Source organism: Shewanella sp. Scap07 (genome assembly GCF_013394145.1).
GTDB lineage: Bacteria > Pseudomonadota > Gammaproteobacteria > Enterobacterales > Shewanellaceae > Shewanella > Shewanella waksmanii.
Genome location: NZ_CP041329.1, coordinates 814,912 through 841,691, shown reverse-complemented (window position 1 = coordinate 841,691; position 26,780 = coordinate 814,912). Strand labels below are relative to the sequence as shown.

Here is a 26,780-nt window from a genome sequence, read left to right as displayed (position 1 = left end):
TTTTAGCTTAACCATCTCTTCTAACCCTAAGCGTTACTTTGTAGCGCTTGCGCTTCTTCAGCATCATGGGCTTTCTCAGTCGCATCAACGATGGTCAATACGGCTGTATCACCTACCACATTACAAGAAGTCAGTACCATGTCAATCAATCTATCAAGTGCCGCAACAATCACGAACGCTTCAACAGGTAAGCCCATCTGGTGGATAAGCACTCCAATCATCACCATGCCGCCGCCGGGCACACCGCCCGCACCGACTGACAATAAGAAAATACTAAATAGCAATGCTGGCAGTTGGTCCATCGCTATTGGCGCACCAAATGAATTGGCGACAAAGAAGATAGCAATGGTGATATAAATCGATACGCCGCCCATATTCATAGTGGCACCCAGTGGCACACCAAACCCGGCCACGGCGCGTTTTACACCGAGTTTTTCGGTTAGGGTTCGCATGGTGACAGGAATCGTCGCGTTAGAGCTTGCGGTAGATAATGAAAATAAGATCTGCTCGCGGGTTTTAGCACGAAACGCCTTAGCAGAAACCGGTGTAAACAAGCTCACTGCAAATGGGTAGACCACAAAAATCCACAATAACAACAAGCCTAAAATTAGTACTAGGTATTCCAGTACACTGAAAAATAACGCTGCTTCAAGTGTTGCACCAAGCTTCAACATCAACGCAAACACACCAATAGGTGCCAGTTGCATCACCACACTAATCAGCTTCATCATTACCTTGTTGCCCTCTTGGAACCCTTGGACCAACAACGGCACAGACTGACTCATTGATTTAACGACACCGCCCACAAGCAATGCCATAAAGATCACCTGCAACATATTGCCTGAACTAAACGCGGCAATCGGGTTGCTTGGTACAATACCCACAATAAGCTGGACTAAATTGGGTAACTCTGTAGCAGTAATCTCCACTCCACTGCCGCCAGACATATCAACTCCACGCCCAGGAGATAGCAGCAACGCCACACAAAGCGCAGCAAAAATCGCGACAACAGTATTAATGATGTAGAAACCAAAAGTTTTACCACCGAGACGGCCGAAACTTCTTAGGTCTTGTAACTCCAAGACACCGCAGACAATGCTGACAAATACCAATGGCACTACCAACATCATAATCATGTTGACGAACATGGTGCCAACACCGCTGGCCAGATCCACGACTGTGCCTGAAAGGAAGCCTACCTGAGGCAGAAAATACTGAATGAAGCTACCGAGGATCAGTCCGGAAAATAGACCAATAAAAATCCGGGTCGAAAGAGATTTAGTCATATGCTTGCCTTTTATTTGCACGATTCAATACGTACATTTATCTATTTGTCGACGCCTAAGGATTTAAAAGTATTTTTATTATAAATAAATCAATAAATTAAAATCTATTGACCGTCCTTCCCTCAAGGAGGAAAGCCTTAAAACGCGTTACTCACAAAAGATAGTGAATCATGCTGGCACTAATTTCAAACCCAATTACCCAATTGTTAAAAGCAACAAGATAGAAACACACGGAAAAACAAGCACTAAGTACCAGTAAGTAATGAAATTAATCCTTAGGACAGCGAAAAGCAGTGCAGGTAACTTTTACAAACTTAAACCCCCATTAACAATGAGGGCTTATTTGCTTAAATAACGATAGATATAAGCACCAATCAAAATCAAAATCTTGGCTAAAAACTTCAAAGCAGACCCATAAAACAGCAAGCAATACCAGCATACTGTATATCACTAGATGCTCATAGCAATACCACTTAGGTTAAGCGAGCCACAACTCAACATCTTTAATAATAAAATTACCATTAAAACGAGGATGAGGCTCACCTATGGGTTCTAGCTCAAAGTACTGGCGATGCTCTTCAGGCAAACCCTCGAAGCCGCAAATCACCTGATAAAGCCAACTTTCAGTGTCCCACTCTAATCCCTGCTGTTGATGATACTGTAATGCTGATTGCCTCATACCACTATCAATGACCGCACAAAAATACTCATCGACAGCCAGCTTGAGCGGGTTGTCTGGTATATCAAAGTCTTCGGCTGCCGCTAAAGACATGCTCACATCATGCTCGCGCGTTGGAGTTGCAACCTGATGGCGGGCAATCGACTTGATTTGAGTCACCAATTGCAACAGCTCATTCTCATGACCCGTATTGAACACATCAGCCGATGCCGGTGCTATCAAGGCATCAGCTTGATTAAACAGATTCGGTACCTGCTTATGGCCAACATGATTGTCAGGGTTATAGTCTGGATGCTGATCGGTATACAACAGCCAGCCCTTAAGTAGCCGCGTACGGCCTTGGATTTGACGGAATCGGCCAAGCAGTTCAAGTAAACGCCCCTGAACCACGCTCAACTCCTGGGTACAATCACTCAAGGTTTCTTGCAAACGCGTCACTAACAGCTTACGCAGTTCTCTGATATCACCGGCAATATTTGCAAGCTCATCAAACTGCACCATCTCTAAGCCATTAAGCAGCTCTGTCACTTGGCTTTGGGCCAGTTCATTTTCTCGAATTTTGGCATTAATCGTGCCCACATAACCAAATTCGTTATTAATACGACTCCAAAGCACACGGATGGAATAACGCAGTCCTTCAGCAAAGGCGTAGACGTGCTCGCTCAGATCCGCTAAATAAGCCTCTGAAGCCGCATAGTCAACCGCATGGCGCGCTTCTTTATAATGATCTGCCAGTGTTTTAATGGTCGCCATTGATGAGCCCACGTTAGCGTCAATTTGACGATTACGCTCATCTTTTAGCGCCTCTTCCAATAAGGCCCGTACCGAGCGTTTGAGCCTAAGCTCCTGCTCTGCTTCTGGGCGATACAAGATATCCGCTTTACGTAGCTTATCTACGATTGCGGCATTGTCGTTGTTTTCTGCGATAGAGCCGGCCAAATAGACATCCATCACCAACTCAGCATGACGGCCTAGCTGCTTTAGCAGCTTTACCCCCGCCTGATGTAAGTTGTTTCCCATGCTACATCAGCTCCCTTTGGGTCGCCGTTTCCGCTTGCAGCTCTAGGCTTAACCCTTCAGTCTCATCAATAAAGCGAATCACTTCATAAAGGTAATCAAGCTTACCCGTGGCAATGTAGATCTGCTTTTCCTGATTAGGGCGCAACAAGTAACCCAGTTCAACCAAGCGCTTAAACACTAATTTTATTTGCGCATCAACTTGGCTACTGGTTGAACCAAACAAGCGATAGTGGCTTATTTTAGCCAGTTGCTCTTTGAACGCTGGTGTATCTTCGATACGGCTTTGTAGCTCGGTTAATCGTATTGCTGCCCCTTCACTTAGCGGGGCATCTTGGCCATTTGCCTCTTGCACTAAGACTAACCACTCCACCAGCGGGGTTAACGCATTGCAAATATCGCGAAACTGCTGTGATATCACTTTACGTTCGCGCTCACCGAGCTGCAGATAGCCACAGAAAAACACTTCGCCCTCACCGGCTTGCGCTAAGGTGCGATTGATTTGATTGAGGTATTGTTCAATATGTTCTCGGGTACTGGCACTTTTAAGTGCACGCCAACCATCTTCATTGGTGATTTTACAAATAAACTCACCCCGTAATAGGGCTTCAATCAGCGCACCTTGGCCAACTAGCACAGTCTCTGTCATTGCAGTCATTACACCGCCTCCTTAGCCACACGTTGATTGAGTTTATCGGCTATAGGGTTCATCTGCGGTTTCACCACTTGTAGCTTTTTGGTTTGTTTATTGATGATGTAGCGATTGGCAAACAAGTTCAGCACCTCAGACTCTGGATTAGGGAATGCCCCCAAAACACTGATGTTGTTGTTCTCACAAGCATCAAAAATCTTTTTCACATTGCCGTGGTGCAAGGTTCCAAGCTCATCAATAGGCCAGTGGATAGTCACCGCGGCAGGACCGCGCAATAAACGGGTAAATGCCAATAGGAACTTACATAAAATCAAGTAAGCCATACCGTGACTGGATGATTCATTCAACTGACGGTCAGTACGGATGACCAGATCGCTATTGCCCTCTTTAAGGCGCAATTCAATTTCTAACAGTTTTGCAATTCCGCCGGTTAGTGCTGCGCGGCCAATAATATCTAACGCTCGGCGCATACTGCTGGTGTAGTGCTCATTGGGTAATTCATTAAAACCATCGGCCTTCCACTGTTTAAAGGCTTTTACAAACTCTTCTAACTCTGGCCAGAACTCCAGTTCGCTGATCCGCGAGCGAATTTTCACCGCGGATTCTGACACACCATCAAGGAACAGCTCTTCACCGACCTCGCGAGTAATTCGGGCACTTTGCGAGGCGATACGGCGGTCGATATCGGCAAGCACATCATAAAATGCCGTCAAATCCACGCCAAAAATACGCCCTTGTTCACGCAGTGCCATCATTGACTGAGGCACCATGACATTTAGCAGCTGTTCAAGTTGCGGCACCAGTTTACGGTAATCAAGCAAGCGAATACCCTTGTCATTCACTGAGCTCGACTCTTCACGGGCACGCTCCCAAGTTTCAGACAAACTTGAGCCCGACTTGCTGGCAATCACCGAATCAAAATGCTCAACGTATTGCTTGACCGCGGTCAGTAATTGGTCGCGACTTAGCAATAACTCTTCGCCCTGTCTAAGGCGCTCGGTCAACCCACCTTGTGGTTGATCGTTGTTAGCCGGTAACTTGAGTTCAGCTAATTTGCGCATGACACTGCGCAGTTTAGTGAGGTTTTCAGACGCTTCAACTTGGACTGCATCCGATGCTTTGCGAGCCGTATCTAACTCAGTACGACGCTGCTTAATTTCAGCGGCGCGCTGCGCCAATTGCTGCTCAAGCTCAGAGGTGGCAATTTTCACCGTTGACAGTTCTGATTGCAGCTTAGGCTTACGCACTAACCAAGTATGTTGGTACCAGTCATCAAAACGTAGCACTTCACTGCGACGCTGCTCCGCTTTGGCAATGTTTTGCTCTAGCTGCTTAATATCTTGTTTGAGCTTAACAATTTTTTCTTCGTCGACTCCACGTGATTTAAGCTCATTTTTATACCATTGCTCGCAGGCTTTCTGCTCAGCTTTGGCGTCGGTGCGGCGCTGACTAATGTTTTGCTTAACTTGGGCAAGTTGCGCTTCGAGTGCACCGATGACCTCTTGCCAATAAGCTTTCTTTTCCATACGCGCTTCAAGCGCCTGCTCTTGTTGCTCATCGAGCCAGTGTTGATGCTGATGTTCAAGCTGCTTAGTGTCGCTCTCGAGTCGAATGAGCCCCTGTTTAGCTGCGGCTATACGGGCACTTAACGCTTCATTGATACGCTGTTGCTCACTGCGCTTTTCATCAAACAAACGACGTAAGTCATCGCGGCTATTTTTGTGCGCAGTACGCGCAACCGTAAGACTACGGTTAACCTTATCCAATTCACCGTTAATATTTACTAAGTTATCTTCCGCTTCTGCTTTGAGGTTTTTGGCACTCACTAAGGCCTCATCGGCTTGCGCTAAGCGCTGACGCAGCGCTTGCTCTGAATGGGCATATTCAGGAATGTCGATAGACTTAAGGTCAATGTTTAGCCCAAACAGGGTACTGGCTGAATCTGGCGAAACACTGGGATGCAGGTCGCTACGGTGCAGTAACTCTGGGCTAATCACTTTACCGATGGAACCTTCCCACTCAGGCACTTCTTTGCGCAAATATTCCAGCAGCGTATGCGACTGCGGAAACAGCATGTGGTTAATTTCATCCAGTGCTGACTGACGCTCAATCACCCGCACACCGGCAAGGCGCAACGCTTCATTAGCCTGATCGCGCTTAGCTTTTAGCTTGCGCTCATCACTGCTGATGCGATCAACATCATTATTACAGGCTTCTTGATGTTCATCGGCCAAGCTAATGCGCTCATCAAACACCGCTAGGTTCAGTTTTTCCTCTTCGGTATAGGTTACATTGGCCACTTGCATGTTAAGCTCGGCCACTTTCAGCTTTAACCCATACGCTTGCTCACTAAACTGTTTTTCACCCTGTTGACGTTTGTCACGCCACTGCGTTTCTAACGCTTCAAGCTCTGCGCGAGCCACATCTCTTTGCTTGTCGCGCGCTTCACGATGCTTATCTTGCTCTTTATCAAGCTGTTCTAGCTCACGGTTGAGACTCTCACCAATTTTACTACGACGGGCGTTATACGCCGCTTCAATATCTTGGTGCTTCTCAGTTTGCAGTTTATGCCGCTCGCTGAGGTTTTCTAAACTGCCGCGCCAATTAGGCAGCTGGTCTAAATCTAGCTTGGCCTGCTCAATGTCAGCATCGAGAAAGGCACCATGTTGATCTTCAATGGCGTCGAGTTCAAATTCAATTTTGGCCACGTCGCCTTTCGCCGCTGAAAGATCGAGGTTGAGCTCATCACGCTGCTCTTTCCACTCTTCATCCAACTGACGCAACTGCTGACCCAACAACTTTGATTGTTGCTGGTGTTCTTCTTGGCGCACCACTTCTTGCGTTTCGTCGCGCACATAGCCGCGCTTTAATCCGCCTAGCCGCTGTTCAACACTCAGCAGTTGGTTAAACTCCTGCTCAAGCTTTTCAAACTCTGGACGAATTTGTTCAAAACCTTGTATGAGCTGGCTTTCGCGGATCCACGCTTCTACCCGTTGCGGATTTAAACGTGAAGCAGGCGGATTAACCCCATCCTCTTCTAAAATGGCAGCGATCATCGACTTGATGGTTTCCATCTTGCCTTCTTTTGAATGCACCGCTTTGGCGAGCTTTTCAATATGGCGCAATGAATGCTGACTTTCGCACAAGCTAAATTGACGCGCATAATTACGCAGTTCAGTGCGATTACTCCCGGTACTAAGCAAAGTGCGGTCATTTTGAATAATGGCACGAAACTCTCGGGTATTAAGCAAATTGGTCACGCTGACACCAGCGCTTTTCATTTTTCTACCTAGCTCTGCCATCGTGTGGCATATAACGGTTTCGCCTTGCTGGGTTTTAATATAGTCATCAAGCTCAAACGCTTTGGCGATAAAGCGGTAGTTCACCCCTTTACCTTCACCGGCTGAAGCTAATACCGCCTGGTTAAGCTGGCCGTCGTCACGCTTATACTCATAGATGATAAAACTTGAATCGTGGGGCAAATACCAGCGCTCGAAACTATCTCGCGTTGAGGGCACAACACGACTGGGGTATTCACCATAAAACACCGGTACCAAACGCTGTAAGGTGGTTTTACCCGAAGCATTGGTACCACAAATGTTGGTATGGCCATCTAATAGTAATTCAACAACGCCAGGAAGGTGGGTGTTAATCAACACGATTCGATTCAAGCTTGGCATTTTTATCCTTATCCAAACAGTGCCGCAAGTCGGCGACATAAAACCAGCGGTATTAAGCCGTAATCTATGGGCTATAAGCGACTTAATGGGGCAAAACTATCCCTAAAATAAAACAAAAACAGCACACTTGGCAATGATATGCACCGCTGAGTGTTATCTAAGGATTAATAGCCGAGTATCATACGCTAATTTGACGAAAATCAGTGTTCAAGGAAGGAGCAGATAACTTAAGTTGTCGGTGAAGATTTTAGCCGCTTGGGCAAAACAAAAACAAGATAGGCACGACGAAGTCGAATCACACCTTAGCGGGCAGAACAGTACGGGGATGCAGCGCCATAAGTCTGTTGACGCGACGGCGGCAAAATTTAACTTAGTGTCGATAAAAAAGCGCGCTAGGCGCGCTTATTTATATAGAGACTCAGTTACGCCGCTTCAAAGGCATGACGATAGCTTTCATAGTCTGCGACCATGCCAGCGGCCTTTTCAGCCTCATAAGGACGCAAGCCACTCATCACTAATGTTTTAACGCCAGTTCCCACTACACGGTCGTTGGCAAGCAGCTCAAAGCTCAATGTAACATCACCACGCTTACCGGTAATCTCGAGTTGTTGATCAACCAGCTTTAAAGACACTTGGTCAAAATCGAGGGTATGCAAATCAAACGACATGCTTTCATAAATGACCAATGGACGTGCAGGATTAATCATCATCTGATGTTGTTTCATCATGGGAACCAGCACATGAATGAAATTCAAACCTGAAAAAGCCACATAACTGCGTACAAAAGATTCTATTTGGGTCGCGCAGTGCACCTTATCGCCACTGGTTTCAACCTGTAGGTAGGTTTTATCACGTGAATCGCTAATGGCAAACTGACTAGAAACCGAATCGGCAAACTGTAATTCAACCCCATCGCCCACCATACCTTCAAATGTAAAATGCATTTTTTGATGCAAACCATATTGATTTAGGACCAAAGCAAACAATAGGTCTCCCGGTACACAAAAGCGCTTCGCGCCGACGTTATGAATGGGATTAAAATCACTGGCAATCGCTTTAGCAAAGTCACTGGCTTGCTGCGCTGTTACGTGAACGGTTTGGTCTTGCTTGGAAAAATAGGGCGTTAAAAACATGTCTACTCATCGGTTGTTAGCACTTCTGGGCGCATATTCTATAGCAGAACAGCAAAACAACTCACCCGATGACTTGCAAATACCGTTAAGCTCTTGAAAATAGACGTCCTACTTGCTTTTTAGTACGAAAGAAAACCTGTTTAAAGGGATCAAGGTACAACCCCAATAAGCTTTGATGGGCTTCATCATCATGAATACCGATTTTGAGAGAGTCCACAGTACTCGCTTTTACCAACGATCCTGCCATTCTATCCCATATTGCGAGTGCTGATCCCAAATTGGTATCTCGGTGAATTCGTGCGATGCTGTGGTGAACTTGATGCTGCGCGGGACTGATAAACCAGTTTTCTAACCGGTCACCCCAACTCAACCAAATATGGCTATGACGTAAATTAGAGCCAAAAACATTGAACAAAAACACAAATACATTGGCCCCAAGCACATCATACATTTTTAACGTCGCACCAAAAAAGTAATAGCCTAATCCAACCGCGACACCTTGTGCTAATGCCATACGGCAGCCATAAAGATAGGTTTCAACAGGATGACTTCGATAGATGGTGAATGGAGTCATCACCCTAGCGGAGTGATGTACTTTATGAAACTCCCATAAAAACGGGACCTTATGAAGCACAAGATGCAATAAATAGCGGGTAAAATCATCAAACAAGAACAATAGCAAGGTAAAAGCAGCTATGACTACGGCTTGATTCTCGGTGATAGGCTCAATAACACCAAACAGCTGTTCTAGCCCTCCACTGACACTGAGCGCAACCGGTACCATGGTGAACATAAGCGGCACCAGTAAAGCCGCTTTGAGTAATTTATTGAGTATCAACAACGCATAGTCATGCTTTGCTGAACTCGACAAATAGATAGCTTTTGGAAACAAGAAGCGCATAAAACCAACTGCACTACGTTGTTGTTGGCCAAGCCAATAAACAGGCAAGGCCAACACAATCGCACCAAGAACATAGCCGATATAAAGGCGCTTATTGGCATCAAACGGATAATTAACTAAATCCGTTAAACTACTAGATAACAACTCGATAAGCGCCAATGTAACGACTCCTTGACTTGACTCAACTAAGCTAAATTAAAAGCGGTATTGATAACCTACTTGGAACTGCTGAGGTTTACTCGGTCTTGCGCCATAAGGGCGACGGCTAACGATTTCTTGAGTATCGAATACATTATCAGCTTTAACATACACTAAGCCATATTCGTTAAAATCGTAACTTGCCGACATATCAACCACTGTCAACGCCTCTGTTACGCTCCCCGATAGCACCACACCATCACCGGATGCTTCAATCATCTCGTCGATATAGCGTACAATCATGTTAACGTCCCAGTTATTGCTAACCAAGCCTAAATTGAGTGATAACTGATTTTCAGGTAAATACGGCAATTCATCACCGGCCTCAACATCACCCCACATATCAAATCCTGACTCAAAGCTGGTTTTAAACTCGCTTTGGGTATAGGTATAAGATAGTGACACCGGCAACTCAATATCATCGGACAAGTCAAAGCGATAACCTGAAGTTAACTCTAAGCCAATAACATCAACTTCACCGCCATTAAACTCAGTGTCATCATCGCTGCCACAGCTTGAGAACTGGCAGCCTTCTTTCAAGTTCCCAATATCATTGAAGAAACCAATCAACTCAAAATTAAAGTTACCGTCGTTATAACGACCACCTAACTCGTAGTTAATACTGCTTTCAACATCAATACTTGGATCTTGTTTCGGGCTGGTCGGCAAGAATCCCTCATGAACACCGAATAGCAGTCCGGCATTATCAGATAGACTATAAAACACGCTCAAGCTAGGTAACCAAATACGAGTCGTTTTATTGAGGTAGTCTTCTTCGCTATCTGGCGCTCGATTCTGATACTTAGCATCGATATATTCACCGCGAACTCCCGCCGTCACATCCAATGCATTCCAGCTAATAGTGTCTTGCAGATATACCGACCATGCATCCACTTTTTCCCGGTCCGTCGTTGACGCTTGAGTCGGATTGCCATCCGTGACTAAGTTAGCTTGCTGCATTAAATAGCTATCGGTGGTGTGGTTACGCTCAATTTGATCTTGATGGAAACGCACGCCTGATTGGAATTCATGTTGTAAGCCACCTAACTCAAATCGCCAGCTCAAGTCTGACTGAATACCTTGAGAGTAATAGCTACGATCGTTGTTACCTAATATCAGTTTTTCGTACTCTGCAACAGAGTCCTGCTGACCAGTCAAAATCTGATAAAAACGCGCATTGGTTTCATCTTTGTCCGGGTCCGCTAAAATCTCCTGCAAACTTCGATTAACTAAGCCACCTTTAAATCCATTTATCTTGTACCACGCACGTTCAAATTCGTTTCGATACACACGAGTAGTGATGTCTAAACTGTCTGAAGCAATAAAGTGATTGAACTGAAACTGCTTATGCGTCCAGTCCATATTGTCTAGTTGACTAGCTACATAACGACGGTTTGGCGAAGCAGCAAAATCCTCATCTGATAGACCGAGATAAGTCTCATTAGAAGTTTCATTTGCGTAAGAAAGCTTTAGCTCAAATACTTGGTCGAACGACTCTCCAGCTAAGTCATAACGTAGTTTGGTCATCACATCGCTTTTTTCAAAGCCTGTGTCACCGCCGCCATCCAGCTCTTTAAAGCCATCGGCACGCATATGCACGCCTTCAATCAAAAATCCAAAATTACCTATGGTATTACCGTAGTAACCATGGGCTTTAGCATAACCATCACTGCCAGCAGAAACATCAATTAAGCCTTCTGATGCCTGTGGTACTGCACGGGTTACCATATTCAATGAACCCGCGACAGTATTCGGACCATATTTAATCGCCGATGGCCCTTTAAATACTTCAATCGAAGTCATCTTCGCTGTCATCGGGAAGTAATAGGCTGATGCAGCTGAATAAGGCGCAGGACCAATCAGTACCCCGTCTTCCATAATATTAATTTTTTTACTGCGCTCAGGCGTAGCACCACGAAAACCGATATTAGGCCTTAGACCATATCCATCTTCTTCACGAATATTGACTCCGGGTACGCTGTATAAGATGCGGTTTATGTCATCAAACTTAAACTGCTCTAACTCAAGCTCATCAATCAGCGTTTCTGAACCACTTTGACGGCTCAATTTTTGGTCGCGACCAATGATCTGCATTTTTTCAATGTAGGTGTCATTGACGGTTTTCTCTGCTTGGTCCTCAGCCGCAATAGCTGAGGTCGTCAAAGCTACTTGTATCGCCGACGCTAACACCAATTTTTTCATTAGGGGATGTGAGTTCATTTAGTCGTTATCTCCAGCAGATGTTTGCGGTAATTCAAGCGCTAAGCTATTAATAAAGTCATTTTTCAATTGATCTGTCACTGACTTTACTTCAGCGTGGGTATCAGTCACTTGCTGTTCATTATCCGTTAGCGTCTGAGCTAAACTACTTTCATAGGCTTGTACATTGGTGATCGCACTTTGAATATTCGCAGTTAAGGTTTCTGCGGTTTCAACATCATTTTCATCAACTAGGTAGTCATCAAATCCGACACCTTCGTTACCGCTATAAAGCGATTGCAACGCTTGCAAGTTACTCGCAATATTTTCTATCGAATGGAAAGCAAGTGGCGACTCAACATCTTCTGGGCAAACACTGGTGCCGCAACTATTGGCAAACAAACCAAGCGGCGTAGCTAACTTGCCATCTTTGGTGACACTGTCGATATAAAACAGCGCGTCAGAGACCTTATTTACCGCTTGATGTACATCATCGAATTCACTACCTGTCTGCCCGGCATTTTTCAAGGCAGCCGCATAGCCATCTGCTGCAGACCACTCAGTTACTAATGCTTGCGCATTATTGTGAATGTCGCCTGCAATCTCAGCGGCAAATTCACAACGGGCGACAATACGATCCGCTTCTGTACGGTTATTCCAGCCATCAGGGGTCACACTTTCAGTACAGCTATGATCAAGGTTTGAGTTAAACAGCAGATACTCTAATGCCACTAGCCCCTTACGCGCAGGTGTCCTGTTAGCAATATCATATGGCACGCCATTAATGTTACCGGTTTCAAAAGACACCACATCTAAGTCAACGCCACAGCGGCTGACAACGGGCCAAGAATAGATCTTATTGCGAAGCGCTCCATCATCATCGAGTAGCGGACCTAACTGCATCATTTCTACCTGCTGCCACACTGACATGGCACCACGCCAATTTTGTTGTGCGGTTTGCTGCGCGCTAGTTAACTCAGCCTGAGTGTTATTGCCTTGCTCAAACCCAACTGCTACGGTGCAATACGCATCAACACCAGCTTGTTGCTGTTCACTGACAGAGACAAACTGCTCAAACGTGGGGGTGATGACACCATCAACTAAATTGGTCAATAACGCGGTTTGGTCAAAGTCAGAAGTGGTATTGTCTTGGTTACCATAGTCAGCACCAGCGCTACTGCTCGTGCTCTCACCACAGCCTGCTAATAATGCACCTGTGATTGCGACACAGATGAGTGAATATTTAGAGGGAGTTGGCATATTTATTCCTTACTTTAAATACGACAAAAGCTCAGCACCCGAAAGTGCTAAGCTTTTTATGCCTATAGGGCGAATTTGGAGTTAAATGACTTACCAGTTAGCCGCATTCTCTGCATCAAATACGTAGCTGGCTTGTAAGATATCTCTAGCCTTAATCAGGTCTGCACGATAAGCATCAACATCACCAGTTAATACTGGCTCAACGCCCATATAATCGTGAACCTTCTTAAAGTCGGCATCGCTAATTTGGCTGTATTCACTGAATTGCAAACCTAGTGCGAAGCCTTTCATTTCTGAATAGTGCTTAGCTAAGTCTTCATAGTTGAAGTCGGCTGCATCACCGTCAGTAGCCAGCGGAGCTAAGTCGGCAGCAACATCATTGATGTAGTGAACAACAGTCGATGCAATCGCACGTTCCCATGCATCGAGTCCCGCTTCTGCATGCTCACTTAACTGAGCAAGTTGCTCATCAGTCAGTGCTGCACCTACGTTGTCATTAATTAGCTTGCGGCCTGCAATAAATGCTTCCATCGCTTGTGTGGTGTAGTCGGTTGCAGCCGCATTGCCCACAGTACCTAAATCACGTTTAGCGGCATTGACAGACTGGCCGAAGTTGTACTCACTATGTAGGTCAATTTTGCCGTCGCCATCTGTATCTTGAGCACCATTCCAATCAGCACGGCCTTCATCGTCTGAAACCCTACTTGCAATCTCTACATCGCTGTATTCTAGATAGTTACGCGCCGCACCAAAATAGCCAAAACCTTCATCGAACTGATGCTCTAGGTTGGTATATGCACTGCCGTCTTTAGCTGGGTTGATGTTGTCAGTTGTTAAGCCCTTACCATCCGTATCAACACCAAAATAATCATCAGACGCTTGTGAGTAAGTGATCGACATCAGCAAGAATTTTTGAATCAGTTGCGCTAAATCAACGCCATTTTCATCAACATAAACTTTAGAAATGTCATTACCTAATACATCTTTACGTACTTCACCATTGATTTTAGCAACCGCGTTGTCCGCCAAACGGTCAAATAATGTCGCTATCAATTCTGACGGAGTTGTTGAACCTGTTTCGCCCCAACCTGCAAATGCACCGTCATTCCACATTTCATGTTGTCCACCAGCATCATTACCAGCAACTTTGTCATGTAAGTTTTTGTAGCCAGTGATATCTGACAGCAAGCCATCTTTAGAGTTGTCGATAAACGTGACTGGAATATCTGGATACTCTGTATCTTCGTCAGGGTTGTAGAAATAGTCTAGTTTCGCTAGGACATCTTCTTTGCTCATTAATGTATTAGCATCAATATCAGCATCTAAGCTGTTTTTGATATAATCATTTAGTTCAGCGATTAGAATATTACGCGCAGTTTGACCAGTGTAAGAGACACTAGATTCACCATCATTTAGTTTACTGTCAAATACATAACGATCCATCAAATCATTGATGGTAATAGTAATATCTTTCGAATATGTGTTGGAGTCACTATCGGTAACTGTCAGTGAAGCCACCATTTCTAACGAATCGAGACTATCAGCATCTAACACAACACCATCTGCTAATTTCAACGTTGTGCCATCAACAACAAATTGGTCACCTTCAACAGCGAAAGTATGCGTATCTGATGCATCAGCATCAGTTGCGCTTAACGTACCCACTACTGCCGCGGCAGTATTTTCATCGACAGTGACATCTGAAAGCAGGATATCTGTTGGTGCGCTATTACTTGGCGCCGGAGTTGGAGCTGGATCAGGCTCTGGAGAAGAGCTGTCTGAACCGCCACACGCGGTAAGTAGGCCCATAGACAGTGCAATCGTTGTTGCCAAAATAGATTTTTTGAGCTTCATGCTAATACCTTGTATTTATTTCACGTTAGTCCAACCATCTTGATTACGTGAATTTTACACAAATACAAATGATAATCCATCTTATTTGCAATATTAACATAACATTTGTTACCAACAGCAATATAATAGCAAGACATATTCTGCTTGTGATTAAGGTTCAAATTACAAACTAAACAACTGATAACAAAACACTTAAATAAATTCCACGCAGTTCACTAGCCAAGAAGCACCACTGAAAAGCTTGTTGCGAAGATTTTAAAAATCATACCAATTGCGGATGCTGACAGTGTAAATCAGTCGTTAGTTACAGCTTGTTGTCGCTGTATAGTGACCAAATCCCAGACTAAATTGTCATAGAGTGAGCTTATCTCACAGCCTAAACAGGCGCTGGAAAGCCATTTTATGAGGCAAGATTGACAGCATAAACTGTGGAAAGATTCACACTTCCTTAACCAAGCATGCTGTATAGTGCATTTTTCACTCTCTTAGCTAAAATAAGCTTGCTGCAACACCGGCATTAACAATCAGCTTTCTGCTACATCAATGAACATCTAGACAGGCAAACCATGAAGCCGATAAAGCACCTACTACAGCCCTTAATTTCTTGACGGACTGCAATCAATAACAGTACGAATTCAAGAAATCAGAATGGCAATTTAAAGTAGGTAAATCATGCAAAAGCATTGGACCAAAACCGAAAAACTTCACCTCAGTGTCAGCAACCCCAATATTCATATCAGTGGCACTCACAGCTACTACAGTGATTACTGGGATAGTGGATTTGAAAAGTCAGTGGTGCGTTACCTGCATGGCGACGAGATGACCCGTGATAACCCACCACCTTGGCCTGTCGACCAACTCTATATTGGTAATTATGTCTGTATAGGTGCAGAAGCCGTGATTCTAATGGGCGGCAATCACACCCACCGTACTGACTGGTTGTGCCTTTACCCATTTATGCAAACTATTACGGAAGCTTACCAGAGCAAAGGCGATACCAGGTTAGCTGACAATTGTTGGATAGGGATGCGGGCGATGTTAATGCCCGGCATCAGCATAGGTGAAGGCGCAGTTGTGGCCGCTAACGCTGTGGTGACCAAAGATGTACCTGCTTACAGCATTGTGGCGGGCAACCCGGCTAAAGTGATTAAGCACCGCTTTGATGAACATATCATCACGCGTTTGCTCGCACTTAAGCTATACCAACGTCCGGAATCTGAAATCATCAAGCTGATTCCCTACTTGTCTGCCACAGATATTGCAGGGTTAGAACAAGCGATTAGCCAGCTTGAGGCTTCAAACAATACTTGACGCCATCGCTACGCCTATTAGCCACCAGTCAGTTTTTGCCACCAAGACAGCGGCTCACCGCAGTTTTTAGCTGGCTGGTAGCTTACCGAGAGTGCCGGTAAGCGCTGAACATTGCCACAATCAGATTCCATAGCTTGGCCTGTGGTTTTATCAAAGTAACCATTGACGATACCGTCAACTGGCGTGCGCCTTAGACTAATTGGCGCACGATTGTTTAAAAACGTTTGATAAACCGCCATAGCACCGCTACTGCCATACAATCCTGTTTTGCCATTATCATCCAGCCCGACCCACACTGCCGCGACATTCCGCTCATCAAACCCGGCAAACCATGAATCTCGCGAATCATTACTGGTGCCGGTTTTGCCCGCTAATGTCACCCGTGGAAACGCCTGCCCTAGACGTTTAGCCGTGCCCTGCTCAACCACTTGTGTCATCGCATGTTGCACTAAGAAATTAGGCGCTGCTTCAATCGCTTGGCTTTGCGGCACTCTTTCTACCGCGAGTGGATTGTCATGACTATCCAGCACTGCGGTTACCGAAGACAACTGCCGATAACGGCCATTGTCAGCAACGGTTTGATAAACCTGCGCCACCATTAATGGCGATCCATTTACCGCACCAAGTAACATAGAAGGATACTGCGGTATGGTATCGCGCCAACCAGCTTTATCTAGCACACTGGCGACACTGCCGGTGCCCACCTGCATGCCTAAATTGACGGTAGGCACATTCATCGACTTCATAAACGCGGTCATTAGCGGCACTTCACCGCGAAATTGTCGATCGACATTTTGCGGCGACCAAGTGTTGCCTTGACCATTTTTTAAGGTAATGGGTTTATCTGCCAGCGGCGTTGCTAAACTGTATTTGTCGCCCTGCGACAAGGCAGCCGCATAAACAAACGGTTTCATCAACGAGCCGATAGGGCGACGTATTTCAACCGCGCGGTTAAAACCTTGATACCCCGGTACCTTGTCACCGACCATTGCAGCAATACCTGCACTGTATTTATCTGTCACCACCATACCCACTTGCAAGGCTTCGTCTCGCTGACCTAGCTGTTTCATGGTGGTCACCACTGCTTTTTCAGCCGCTTCCTGAGCCAGTGGATCGAGTGTGGTGTATACCTTAATACCAGATTGCTGCAGCAGTTGGTCGCCAAAACGACGATTGAGCTCATGTTTCACCACGGCAAAAAATGCCGGCAGTTTTTGATGAACCGGCTTGCTTGCTTTACGTAAACCTAATGGTGACTCAACCGCGGCTTTATATTCAGCGACCGTGAGCTTGCCGTCTTCCATCAAGAGTCGCAGCACCAAATCGCGACGCTGTTGAGCGCGCTCAGGGTAACGCCACGGGTTGTAATAGGATGGGCCTTTAATAACTGCAATCAAAAAAGCTTGCTGGGGCACGGTGAGCTCGGCAATCGGGCGGCCAAAATAAAACTGCGATGCCAACCCCATACCGTGCACGCCACGAGCTTTGTCTTGCCCCATGTAAACTTCGTTTAAATACGCCTCGAGGATTTCATCTTTGTCATAACGAAAATCAATGATCACCGCCATCAAAGCTTCGCGAACCTTGCGCACTAACGAGCGCTCACTCGATAAGAAAAAGTTTTTCGCCAACTGCTGCGTCAAAGTTGAGCCACCTTGCACTGTGCGCCCAGCGCTAATATTGACCATAGCGGCACGCACAATCGCAAATGGATTAACCCCATGATGCTGATAGAAACTGCGATCTTCGACCAAAATCAACGCATCGACAATCGCTTGCGGCATTTTGTCTGTGCTAACAAATAAGCGGTCTTCGTCGTTGCCAGTCACAATGCGATCAAGCAACACTGGCTCAAGGTGGAATACAGCAAGCTGGCGTTGGTCCGTATGCCGGCTCACTTTGCTGACGCCTTGGCTATCAAAACTTATCATCACCCGCTGCGCATCTTGCTCACCTTGAGGGTGCAAAAACGGGCGGCGCCATAAATCGACTTTGGTTTTAGAGGCAGAGAACTCCCCAACCTGACGAGGATTGGCGACTTTGCGATACCCCAACAGTTTAAGCTCAGCAATTAACTGCTGATGACTCACCGCTGCACCGGGATACAAGGCCATAGAGCGGCTGAAAACTTGTGCCGGCAAATGCCATTTTTGCCCTTCAAACTTACGCGCAATGATTTGATCTAAATAGATACAATAAAAAACCACCGCCGTGAGGCCAATCAGTGACAGCTTCCAGGTCAACGACCACAACTTAGCCCAATGACTTCTGCTCTTCGCTTTGGGCTTAGTTTTAGCCGTCTTGGCTCTAGGCTTTGCTGGGCGTTTCTTGGCTGTTTGTTTACTTGTCATTACTATTCCATTACTACAGATAAATCATCACAGCCATTACTGCGCACGATTGAGAGTTTTCTTTTTGGTATATTTAGTTGGATTGGTATTAGCCGGATCGTCCGGCCACAGATGCTTGGGATAGCGCCCCTTCATCTCTTTTTTAACCTCAACATACGCCCCTTGCCAAAATGCTGATAGATCTGCAGTTAAGGCTATCGGTCGCTGTGCCGGCGATAACAACTCCATGGTGGCAGCCAAATTGCCATTGGCCAACTGCGGACTTTGAGCCATACCTAGTGCTTCTTGTAGACGGACACTTAATAACGCACGTCCGGCATCATCGTATCGGATAGGTGAGCGTGTTCCCGTCGCCATAGGCCAGTGCGTGGGTAACCATTGACTGAGTAACTGCTGTTGCTCCCAAGTCAGTCGATTCAGCAGCAAGGTATAAAAATCAAGCTTTAGTAACTGTGGTAAGCGGCTAATATCCGTCAGGTAAGGCTGCAGCCAATCTGAGACTTCCGCCAACAACGACGGTTCATCATAGGCCGGCCACTGTGGATGCCATTGCTGCATTAACTGGGCACGCATCATCAGCTGCTGGGTTTTATCATTCAGTTGCAACCAGGTAAGCCCTCGCTCGGCAACCAGTGCACACAATGCTGGCGCAATAAGTTGTGCATCGAGTTTACTAGGACGGCAGCTTAAAGTGATCTCACCAACACTGCGGCGCCATTGCGCATCGAACTTCTGCTTCGTATCGTCCCAGCCACATATTTGTTGCTCGTTCACCAATGACGCTAGCGGACCATCAAACAGTTCGTTATCCAACTCTGCTGCAAGGTAGACTCGGCCACTGGCTTGACCTTGGGTTTCTTGAAAATCCGCCACCACTAACCAAGGTTGATTGGCCAACGGATCTTGCTCATTAATACTGACCCCTGAACCACAGGCCAACTGAAACCCTTGACCACGTTTTTTGGCAATGCGGTCGGGATAGGCAAAGGCGAGTAACATGGCCACATCGCGACTATTGGCTGCATTTAGCAACTCCGCATCACTGCAACTAAGATTGAAATGACGTAACCACTGCCTAACTCTTTGTCCCGCTTCGCCGCGCAGTGCTTCGGCTAAGTAACCCTGAATGTCCGCGCCTTTTCTTGAGCGACTACGCGATTCAATCACGCCAACTAATAGCGCTGCTAAACCAACCAGCATAGGTTGCTGTTGCGCATCGGCTAATAACTTGGCTTTTAATAGCATATGCGCCAAACGGGGTTCACACCCAAGCTGATAAGCCGCTTGTCCATGGGCGGTTATTTTGTGCTGATTGTCAGTTAACTCTAGTTGCTGCAGAAGTTGCCACGCAATTTGCTCATTGGCCGGTGCAGCTGCGGTTAATAATGGTAAGGCCGACAGTTGATTTACTCCCCAAAGCGCCGCATCTAGGCACATTGAAGTCAGATCATTATGGCTTATTTCTGGTTCGTCACTGCTCAGCAGTCGGTCATGTTGCTCTTTGCTCCACAAGCGAATACACACTCCCGGGGCAATACGTCCGGCCCGTCCACTACGCTGGGCGGCAGAAGACTGACTAATCCGTTTCATCGACAGGCGAGTGACACCGGTTTTAGGGTTAAAGCTCGCCTGACGCTTATAGCCGCTGTCGACCACATAGGTTATCCCTTCAATGGTTAAGCTCGACTCTGCAACATTGGTCGCCAGCACAATTTTATTGCGGCCATCGACTGCTGGGGCGATGGCTATATCTTGCTGTTTGGCCGTCAGTGCACCATATAATGGGGTAATAACAAACTGTGCATCATCGATTCGCGCGCTTAAATAGCGCTGCAGCTGCATAATTTCACGTTGACCCGGTAAAAATGCTAGCAATGAGCCGTCGATTCCGTTAGTGCACAACTCGCTAATGACCGCCCCCATATGGTTTAGCCAATCGTCAGTCGCCTTTGCTGCGCGATACTGCACATCGACCGGAAAACTGCGGCCTTCACTGCGTAACTGGGCTGCACTGGGCATCAGAGCTTGTAATGGTAAACCGGTTAAGGTGGCCGACATCGCTATCAAGGTTAAATCTTCCCTTAACGATGCTTGCACCTCTAGCGCTAAAGCGAGGCCTAAATCTGTGGTTAAATGACGCTCATGGATCTCATCAAAGATGACCGCAGCTATCCCTGTTAATTCAGGGTCTTGCTGTATCATCCGCGTGAGTACGCCCTCGGTAACCACTTCTAATCTGGTATTTCGACTCACTTTAGTTTCACCACGGACGCGAAAACCGACTTCATCCCCTAAGCGACAACCACGCTGTTTAGCAATAAACTGCGCTACGCTTCGTGCCGCGACTCGGCGAGGTTCTAACATCAATATTTTGCCGTCTATCTCTGGCCAATCAAGCATAGCCAACGGCAGAGCCGTTGACTTACCGGCCCCTGTGGGGGCTTCAATAATCAACTGCTGATGGCTTGATAGTGCCTGACGAATTGGCTCAAAAAGGGAAAATATTGGAATGTGGTTCACAACAGATAATCAACTATAAAATCCAGCAGCCAGTGTACTAGGATTCAGCACAAAGCGAAACTTGCCCTAGGCGGTTATTGCGCTTTATTGAGTTAAACAATATTCATGCTGATGGACTTAGCGTGGCTGCCCATTGCAAATTATCGGCGCAGGTTAACTGGGTTAACGGTTGTGGTTTTGCAATACCGTATCCTTGTGCAAAATCGACACCGAAAGAGCGGACTAACTTACCTATATCTTCAGATTCTACAAACTCTGCCACCGTTTGAAAGTGCATATCTTTTGCTAACTCGCAAATGGCTTTCACAATAGCCTGATCCGCTGGGGTACTGCATATTTGACTGATGAACTGGCCGTCAATTTTAACAAAATCAACATCTAATAGTTTAAGGTAGGCAAAGCTAGAAAAGCCGGATCCAAAGTCGTCTAAGGCTAAACTACAGCCCATAGGGTGAATGATATCAATCAGTCGCGTGGCATTATCAAGCTGGCTCACCGCTGCTGTTTCAGTAATTTCAAAACACAGTTTAGCAACCAACTCTGGTTCAGATAGCAATCGCATTTCTAACCATTCCATAAACTCATCATCATCGAGTGACAACGCCGACAAGTTTATTGCCACCATCGACATGCTTTGCCAGGTTTCGAGATGGGCGTTTCCCCAACGCAGCACATGTTCAATCACCCACCGATCGACCTTTGCCGCTAAGTTAAAACGCTCGGCAGCGGGCAGAAAAATACCCGGTGCCACCAGCTCGCCGTCCTCATTGATCATCCGCAATAGTACTTCAACATGCAAACCAGCATCGCTGGTGTTCACTGGCTCAATGGGCTGATAAAACAAGGTAAAATGGTTCAGAGCAAGCGCGCCAACAATATCAACTGAAGCGCTCATATCCGTATGTATTCTATCCATCAATGGGTCGCCAAGGCGATAGAAATGCCAACCATTGCGGCCACCTTCTTTAACCACTCGACAGGCGGCATCCGCGCGACCCAATACTTGGGTAATATCATCATCGGGATTGATGGCAGCCAGCCCCATACTCACAGTGACAGCGTGAGTTCGCCCTTGCCAAATAAACTCATGCCCTGCCAGCGCCTGGCAAATCCTTCCGGCCACTTGCTGCGCAGTATTTTGGCTAATGCCGTGCATGAGTATGCCGTACTCATCACTGCCCAAACGGGCCACCACATCACCTTTTCGTACCAGTTTCTTGAGCCTTTGCGCGACCTCGATTAGTAACTGATCACCGGCCTTATGGCCACTGATGTTATTAACGATTTGAAACTGATCGAGATTGATAAAGCCAATGAAGTTAAGCTCGTTCGCCTGCGACTGCTGACCACTACTAAAAATTGACTCAAAATAGGTTCGATTGGGTAATCCGGTTAGGGCATCAAAGTTTGCCTGTAATTGCTGACCGTGGCCGTCGACTTCATTACTGCTGCACTGCTCAGCAATCATCAGTAACATGCCATCATTGCTGGGCATGCGGCTAAAATTGAGTTTAAACCAGTTATATTTATCGGCTCCGGCCACAGTAGGTAATTCACACCATGCTTGCCCAAGAATGCGGTCGCGGACTAGCTGAATAGTATCAAGCAGTATGCCCCTTTCGGCCTCGCGCACTAACTCCTGCACCGCTTGCTGCTCACTAACAAGAAAGCCATGTTGTGCGGCATGGTTAAAAACACTGATTTGGTTGTGCTTATCTATGAGCACTGCCGCCATAGGCAGACGATACAAAATTTCGGTACTTGACTGATGATTGGCTTGTAATTCATTGAGTAAAAATTCGCTTTCAAAGCGTAACCCAAGCTGCTGCACCGCAAGTGACAATAGCTGCAACAACTCGGCCGGACAATGCCACTGTCTATCGCCGTTAGCAATACCAAGCAGGTAATCATGCATTGCAAGACGCTGCCTTGGCAATAAAGTTAACTGTTCAATGCTGGCAGATTGCAACAGCCTTGCTTCTTGAGAATTGGCTTCGGGCCAGCGTTCGTCAATACGTAATTGCTGTAATCTATCTTGATTGATCAACTGAGTGAAATAGCGACTAGCCGCAGCCATTCGCGACAGTTCGTTAGTGGGAGGAACGGTTAGATCTTGTTGCTGATATTCACAAAACGTGATGTGGCCATCAGGCTTAATTCGCATAAAGAACAGCCCATCACATTTAAGCAATGCACTTAACCTGTGCAGCAGAGTGGCATTATCTGATTGCTGCAGCAATTCAATAAATTCGTGCAGCCAATTATCTGATATTTTGGACACGCTGTTGGACATGGTGCGCCAAACCCTCAAAAACTTAGTTAAAATGATGAGTTAAGTATAGGCACAACAAATGAAACTGCCTGACTAAAGCAAAAAAACTCAATATGATGCAGCTATCTTGCTGACAGGCGCATTCGAATAAGGAAGCTCTATGAACAGAAGGTTATTTTTAGGCTTTGGTTTATCCGCAGCACAGCAACAGCAGTGCCAACAGCTACAACAAGCCATAGGTGCACCGTATCGCGCTGTTATTAGCGAAAACTTGCATGTAACGGCGCTATTCGTTGGCCAGCTTAATGAGCCACAAATACAGCGCCTAATTAGCGGCATCAATGAGTCAATCTCAGCCCAACAGCTAGTGGGGTTTCAGATAGTATTTGATACATTAGTTTATTGGTCGAAACCACAAATACTGGCACTTGAAGCCAGTTATTGTCCCGCTGCGTTACTGAATATACATACTTGCCTCACCCAGTTGGCGGCACCCTTGACTGAGCTGCCAGCTCATGAGCAATACCGGCCCCATATTACCTTGTTTCGTAAAGCCAAGGCGTTGATGCCCATGCCTAACACTAGTGTTACAGCATCGATGAACTCACTGGCGCTATATGAATCGGTCTCTACGACGCAGGGCGTGCGATATCAGGTACTAGAGCAGTGGTCACTTGCGAACAGCTAAAAACAAAAAACTCAGGTAAGCAAATGAGCTGCTCACCTGAGTTTTGTTACCTTGCACTGCCACCCTTGATGGCAGGCAACGATTGTTTAGCTAGCTTACAATGGGTTGAGGTAAGACTTAACTGCTTGTAGCCTCACGGTTGCGCCACCAATAATATCGAGAAAGCCTAAAATACTATGAGGCTTTTCAGCACTAACCCATGCAGAGCCTGTGGCACCAATAGGCAACATATCCATGGTGGCTTTATCAATCTCTAATACTACAGTTCGACCAACCGGCATGGCTCCCATACTGATGTGTCTTGATACCATCTGCTCTCGTGGTAACAAGTCGCCTTGCGCTTCACCGGTTGCCTCAACTTTACTGTGCACCCTCGCACGGAAAATCTGACCCGGATAGGCATCAATGTAAAACTCGGCAAATTGGCCGGTCTTAATATTGGCAAACGATTGATCTGGAATACGCATCTCAACAAACTTTCTCCCGGTATCCCACAAATGCATAGCACCAATACGTGAGCCCCCAGCAAGATACACGTGGGTCACCATGCCATCGAACGGCGCACGAACTTGCAAGCGTTCAAGCTCAAATTGCTGTTTGCGCATCTGGGCGTATTGCACTTCAAGTTGCGCGCGCTGCACCTGCAAGTCTGCGGCGCAGATTTCTACTTGGTCTTCAGCGGTCTCTAAATCATGATCACTGACATGCTCACCTAAGTTCTGGCTGCGGATCAGTGTTCGCTTAGCTTGAGCAAGACGGACTTCAGCCGCCTCAATATTGCGCTTTACCTCATTAATTTTGGCATTAATCTCATCGATGGCACTACTCACCTTATCGTCCACTAAGGTGTAAAGCAGCTCGCCCTTCTTGACGTGCTGGTTATGGTCAACATAAATATCACCAATCTGCTGACCAATGGTTGACGATAATACCGCATGCGGTGCTCGTACTGTGGTTGATTGAGTTAAATCTGCTGGCGAATAAAATCGATGTGCAATAAATAGCGTCCCCGCAATTAACACCCCAATAAGCACACTAATGAAATAGTTTCTTGGGCGAGATTTGACCACTTTAAACTTAAACAGTAACCAAACAATCAAAATATAGGGCAACATGATCTCTTTCATTAACGCGTCCCCCTAAGCCATTCTTGTACTCGGTCCCAGTCGGTCACAATTGCTACCACGGCCAGTACCCATAGCGGCTTCCATGCTAAGCCCAGCATACATAACCAAAAGACGAGTTTCGCTTGGCGCATGCCTTTTTCTTTCGCAAGATACTTGGGCAACGAGTGCAAATGCCACAGCTTTAATAATACCCAGGCAAAAATGGCCACAGTCACTATGGTAACAAACCACATAAAGCCGACAGACTCTAACAGCGGCATAACGCTGGGGGTTTGATCATATAATAAATCAGTTGGATGGATGTTCATTGCACTCTCTAGTTGGCTATTCAAAGTTTGGCTACCAAAGGCGACAAACAGCGCGCGGTAACCCAATGGCTGAACTATACTGATTGAATGCTGAACCCAAGTTGAACTGGAAATTGTGCTGGAGGAGCCTTTAGCCTAGTCGAGGTGAGATTTGTGACAAAGTTAACATAAAAAAAAGCCACCCTGTTCAAGGGCAGCAATTGAAGAATACTTACGAACTGGTCCATACGTAGCAAACTGTTAATATTGATAACACACTGGAAAAAATTGTTCATGGCTATAGATTTGAAAGAATTTGAAAAGTTTTGAATGCCGCTACTGACGACCGTTAAAAAACGTGAACTACCACCCTCCCAGCAAGAATAGTAAGATACTGATTTTATTTGCCATAAAATCAAAAGCGCCCCAAATAACTCCCATTTAAAAATGCGATAACACCAACTTGTAAAGCTGATTTGAGGTGACTGCCGCTCCTTGACCATCATGCTGACTCAAGGTGTCTCTAAGCCCCGGCGATGCCGCAATGGTATACAGATAAAAAGGGTTAGCATGTTGCGCCGCACGCATACGCTGCAATAACTTCATTCCAGCTAGTGGGTCACCATGACGCCCCATGTCAGAAATCACCACATCATAGTGATACATGCCAAGCAGTTTCAACGCCTCTTCTGAAGTAACCACAGAATAGACTGACAACTGTTTGTCATTAAAAAATTGCCGTTCGATATCATTGTTACTGGGGTTATCATCAACCCAGAGAATACGTCCGAGACTGCCAGCTGACTCACTGTGGATTAAGTCGGGTCGACTGGTAAATTGAACAAAACTAATCCCTAATACCAGTACCATAGTCGTGACCAGCAAGGGCCATTTAAATGTACTAACAAGCCGTCGATATTGTGGGACTTGCGGTGAGATTAGTGCTTGGTTGTGATGCGTCTCATCTTCCAATGACTGGCGAGTACGCAACTTAAGTTCATTAGATAAACGATAACCACGGCCATGTACCGTTTCAATCACATTGATTTGGCAACCAGATTGCTTAAATAACTTGCGCCCTTGCGATACTAATTTAGACAGCGATAGATCAGACACCACCGTATCCGGCCAACAAACCTGTAAACATTGTTGCTTACTGACCCAATTAGGCGCATTGGCAATTAACAACGCCATCAAACTAAACAGCCTATCGTCGGCAGGCACTTTTTGCCCATCAATCAATAACTGACGAGACTCGCAATCTATCGAAAACGGCTCAAACTCAACCCACATATGCACTTTTCTCTACAGTGACAATTTATCCTCTTAAGGTTAAATAACTTGCCACTGAAACCTGCAACTGGC

The 26,780-nt window shown here is 46.1% G+C and carries 17 protein-coding genes; 2 read left to right on the top strand and 15 right to left on the bottom strand.

What is annotated here, in order from left to right:
• Positions 1–26: 26 nt before the first annotated feature.
• From FLM48_RS03635 to FLM48_RS03595, 9 genes are all read right to left on the bottom strand, one after another.
• The gene (locus tag FLM48_RS03635; protein WP_179023518.1) at positions 27–1,286 is read right to left on the bottom strand and encodes a dicarboxylate/amino acid:cation symporter; all 1,260 of its coding nucleotides are present in this window, start codon (positions 1,284–1,286) and stop codon (positions 27–29) included.
• A gap of 478 nt (positions 1,287–1,764) precedes the next feature.
• Positions 1,765–2,985: a phosphoenolpyruvate carboxylase gene (locus tag FLM48_RS03630; RefSeq protein ID WP_179023516.1), complete on the bottom strand. Its 1,221-nt coding sequence runs from the start codon at positions 2,983–2,985 to the stop codon at positions 1,765–1,767.
• Position 2,986: 1 nt separating this feature from the next.
• A complete protein-coding gene (locus tag FLM48_RS03625) occupies positions 2,987–3,640 on the bottom strand; it encodes a hypothetical protein (RefSeq protein ID WP_179023514.1) in 654 nt (217 codons plus the stop codon).
• The gene (locus FLM48_RS03620; protein WP_179023512.1) at positions 3,640–7,314 is read right to left on the bottom strand and encodes an ATP-binding protein; all 3,675 of its coding nucleotides are present in this window, start codon (positions 7,312–7,314) and stop codon (positions 3,640–3,642) included. The genes FLM48_RS03625 and FLM48_RS03620 overlap by 1 nt, the downstream gene beginning before the upstream one ends.
• Positions 7,315–7,736: 422 nt before the next feature.
• Positions 7,737–8,447 (bottom strand): DUF3581 domain-containing protein, encoded by a 711-nt coding sequence (locus FLM48_RS03615; protein WP_179023510.1) that lies wholly within the window; start codon positions 8,445–8,447, stop codon positions 7,737–7,739.
• 85 nt (positions 8,448–8,532) lie between these two features.
• Positions 8,533–9,507 carry a sterol desaturase family protein gene (locus FLM48_RS03610; RefSeq protein ID WP_179023509.1) on the bottom strand — a complete coding sequence of 325 codons (975 nt, stop codon included), beginning with the start codon at positions 9,505–9,507 and terminating at the stop codon, positions 8,533–8,535.
• A 36-nt stretch (positions 9,508–9,543) separates the two neighbouring features.
• Entirely contained in the window at positions 9,544–11,766 is a 2,223-nt protein-coding gene (locus FLM48_RS03605; protein ID WP_256871042.1) for a TonB-dependent receptor domain-containing protein, read from the bottom strand.
• The gene (locus FLM48_RS03600; RefSeq protein WP_179023507.1) at positions 11,767–13,005 is read right to left on the bottom strand and encodes an imelysin family protein; all 1,239 of its coding nucleotides are present in this window, start codon (positions 13,003–13,005) and stop codon (positions 11,767–11,769) included.
• 90 nt (positions 13,006–13,095) lie between these two features.
• On the bottom strand, positions 13,096–14,859 hold the full coding sequence (locus tag FLM48_RS03595) for a DUF4856 domain-containing protein (RefSeq protein ID WP_179023505.1): 1,764 nt from the start codon (positions 14,857–14,859) through the stop codon (positions 13,096–13,098).
• A 669-nt stretch (positions 14,860–15,528) separates the two neighbouring features.
• Between FLM48_RS03595 and FLM48_RS03590 the strand changes: the two genes are divergently transcribed.
• On the top strand, positions 15,529–16,170 hold the full coding sequence (locus FLM48_RS03590) for a CatB-related O-acetyltransferase (RefSeq protein ID WP_179026260.1): 642 nt from the start codon (positions 15,529–15,531) through the stop codon (positions 16,168–16,170).
• 17 nt (positions 16,171–16,187) lie between these two features.
• Here FLM48_RS03590 and mrcB read toward each other — a convergent pair whose 3' ends face one another.
• The 3 genes from mrcB to FLM48_RS03575 all read right to left on the bottom strand — a co-directional run bounded on the left by mrcB (position 16,188) and on the right by FLM48_RS03575 (position 23,334).
• Positions 16,188–18,521, bottom strand: a complete 2,334-nt coding sequence (gene mrcB / locus FLM48_RS03585) for a penicillin-binding protein 1B (RefSeq protein WP_179023503.1) — start codon at positions 18,519–18,521, stop codon at positions 16,188–16,190.
• 36 nt (positions 18,522–18,557) lie between these two features.
• On the bottom strand, positions 18,558–21,041 hold the full coding sequence (gene hrpB, locus FLM48_RS03580) for an ATP-dependent helicase HrpB (protein WP_179023501.1): 2,484 nt from the start codon (positions 21,039–21,041) through the stop codon (positions 18,558–18,560).
• Between the two features lie 103 nt (positions 21,042–21,144).
• Positions 21,145–23,334 (bottom strand): bifunctional diguanylate cyclase/phosphodiesterase, encoded by a 2,190-nt coding sequence (locus tag FLM48_RS03575; RefSeq protein ID WP_179023499.1) that lies wholly within the window; start codon positions 23,332–23,334, stop codon positions 21,145–21,147.
• A gap of 139 nt (positions 23,335–23,473) precedes the next feature.
• Between FLM48_RS03575 and FLM48_RS03570 the strand changes: the two genes are divergently transcribed.
• Positions 23,474–24,001 carry a 2'-5' RNA ligase family protein gene (locus FLM48_RS03570; RefSeq protein WP_179023497.1) on the top strand — a complete coding sequence of 176 codons (528 nt, stop codon included), beginning with the start codon at positions 23,474–23,476 and terminating at the stop codon, positions 23,999–24,001.
• Between the two features lie 95 nt (positions 24,002–24,096).
• Here FLM48_RS03570 and FLM48_RS03565 read toward each other — a convergent pair whose 3' ends face one another.
• The 3 genes from FLM48_RS03565 to FLM48_RS03555 form a co-directional block, all read right to left on the bottom strand.
• Positions 24,097–25,128 (bottom strand): HlyD family secretion protein, encoded by a 1,032-nt coding sequence (locus tag FLM48_RS03565; RefSeq protein WP_179023495.1) that lies wholly within the window; start codon positions 25,126–25,128, stop codon positions 24,097–24,099.
• A complete protein-coding gene (locus FLM48_RS03560) occupies positions 25,128–25,436 on the bottom strand; it encodes a hypothetical protein (protein ID WP_028772084.1) in 309 nt (102 codons plus the stop codon). Before FLM48_RS03560 ends, FLM48_RS03565 begins: the two co-directional genes overlap by 1 nt.
• A gap of 420 nt (positions 25,437–25,856) precedes the next feature.
• Positions 25,857–26,708, bottom strand: a complete 852-nt coding sequence (locus FLM48_RS03555; protein WP_179023493.1) for a winged helix-turn-helix domain-containing protein — start codon at positions 26,706–26,708, stop codon at positions 25,857–25,859.
• Between the last annotated feature and the right edge of the window lie 72 nt (positions 26,709–26,780).

What these genes read in the sequence shown, in the direction of transcription:
- FLM48_RS03565 (WP_179023495.1), bottom strand. Translation starts at nt 25,128, where the DNA reads ATGAAAGAGATCATGTTGCCCTATATTTTGATTGTTTGGTTACTGTTT.
- FLM48_RS03600 (WP_179023507.1), bottom strand. Translation starts at nt 13,005, where the DNA reads ATGCCAACTCCCTCTAAATATTCACTCATCTGTGTCGCAATCACAGGT.
- FLM48_RS03620 (WP_179023512.1), bottom strand. Translation starts at nt 7,314, where the DNA reads ATGCCAAGCTTGAATCGAATCGTGTTGATTAACACCCACCTTCCTGGC.
- FLM48_RS03555 (WP_179023493.1), bottom strand. Translation starts at nt 26,708, where the DNA reads ATGTGGGTTGAGTTTGAGCCGTTTTCGATAGATTGCGAGTCTCGTCAG.
- mrcB (WP_179023503.1), bottom strand. Translation starts at nt 18,521, where the DNA reads ATGACAAGTAAACAAACAGCCAAGAAACGCCCAGCAAAGCCTAGAGCC.
- FLM48_RS03630 (WP_179023516.1), bottom strand. Translation starts at nt 2,985, where the DNA reads ATGGGAAACAACTTACATCAGGCGGGGGTAAAGCTGCTAAAGCAGCTA.
- FLM48_RS03575 (WP_179023499.1), bottom strand. Translation starts at nt 23,334, where the DNA reads ATGTCCAACAGCGTGTCCAAAATATCAGATAATTGGCTGCACGAATTT.
- FLM48_RS03635 (WP_179023518.1), bottom strand. Translation starts at nt 1,286, where the DNA reads ATGACTAAATCTCTTTCGACCCGGATTTTTATTGGTCTATTTTCCGGA.
- FLM48_RS03595 (WP_179023505.1), bottom strand. Translation starts at nt 14,859, where the DNA reads ATGAAGCTCAAAAAATCTATTTTGGCAACAACGATTGCACTGTCTATG.
- FLM48_RS03615 (WP_179023510.1), bottom strand. Translation starts at nt 8,447, where the DNA reads ATGTTTTTAACGCCCTATTTTTCCAAGCAAGACCAAACCGTTCACGTA.
- FLM48_RS03605 (WP_256871042.1), bottom strand. Translation starts at nt 11,766, where the DNA reads ATGAACTCACATCCCCTAATGAAAAAATTGGTGTTAGCGTCGGCGATA.
- FLM48_RS03570 (WP_179023497.1), top strand. Translation starts at nt 23,474, where the DNA reads ATGAACAGAAGGTTATTTTTAGGCTTTGGTTTATCCGCAGCACAGCAA.
- FLM48_RS03625 (WP_179023514.1), bottom strand. Translation starts at nt 3,640, where the DNA reads ATGACTGCAATGACAGAGACTGTGCTAGTTGGCCAAGGTGCGCTGATT.
- FLM48_RS03560 (WP_028772084.1), bottom strand. Translation starts at nt 25,436, where the DNA reads ATGAACATCCATCCAACTGATTTATTATATGATCAAACCCCCAGCGTT.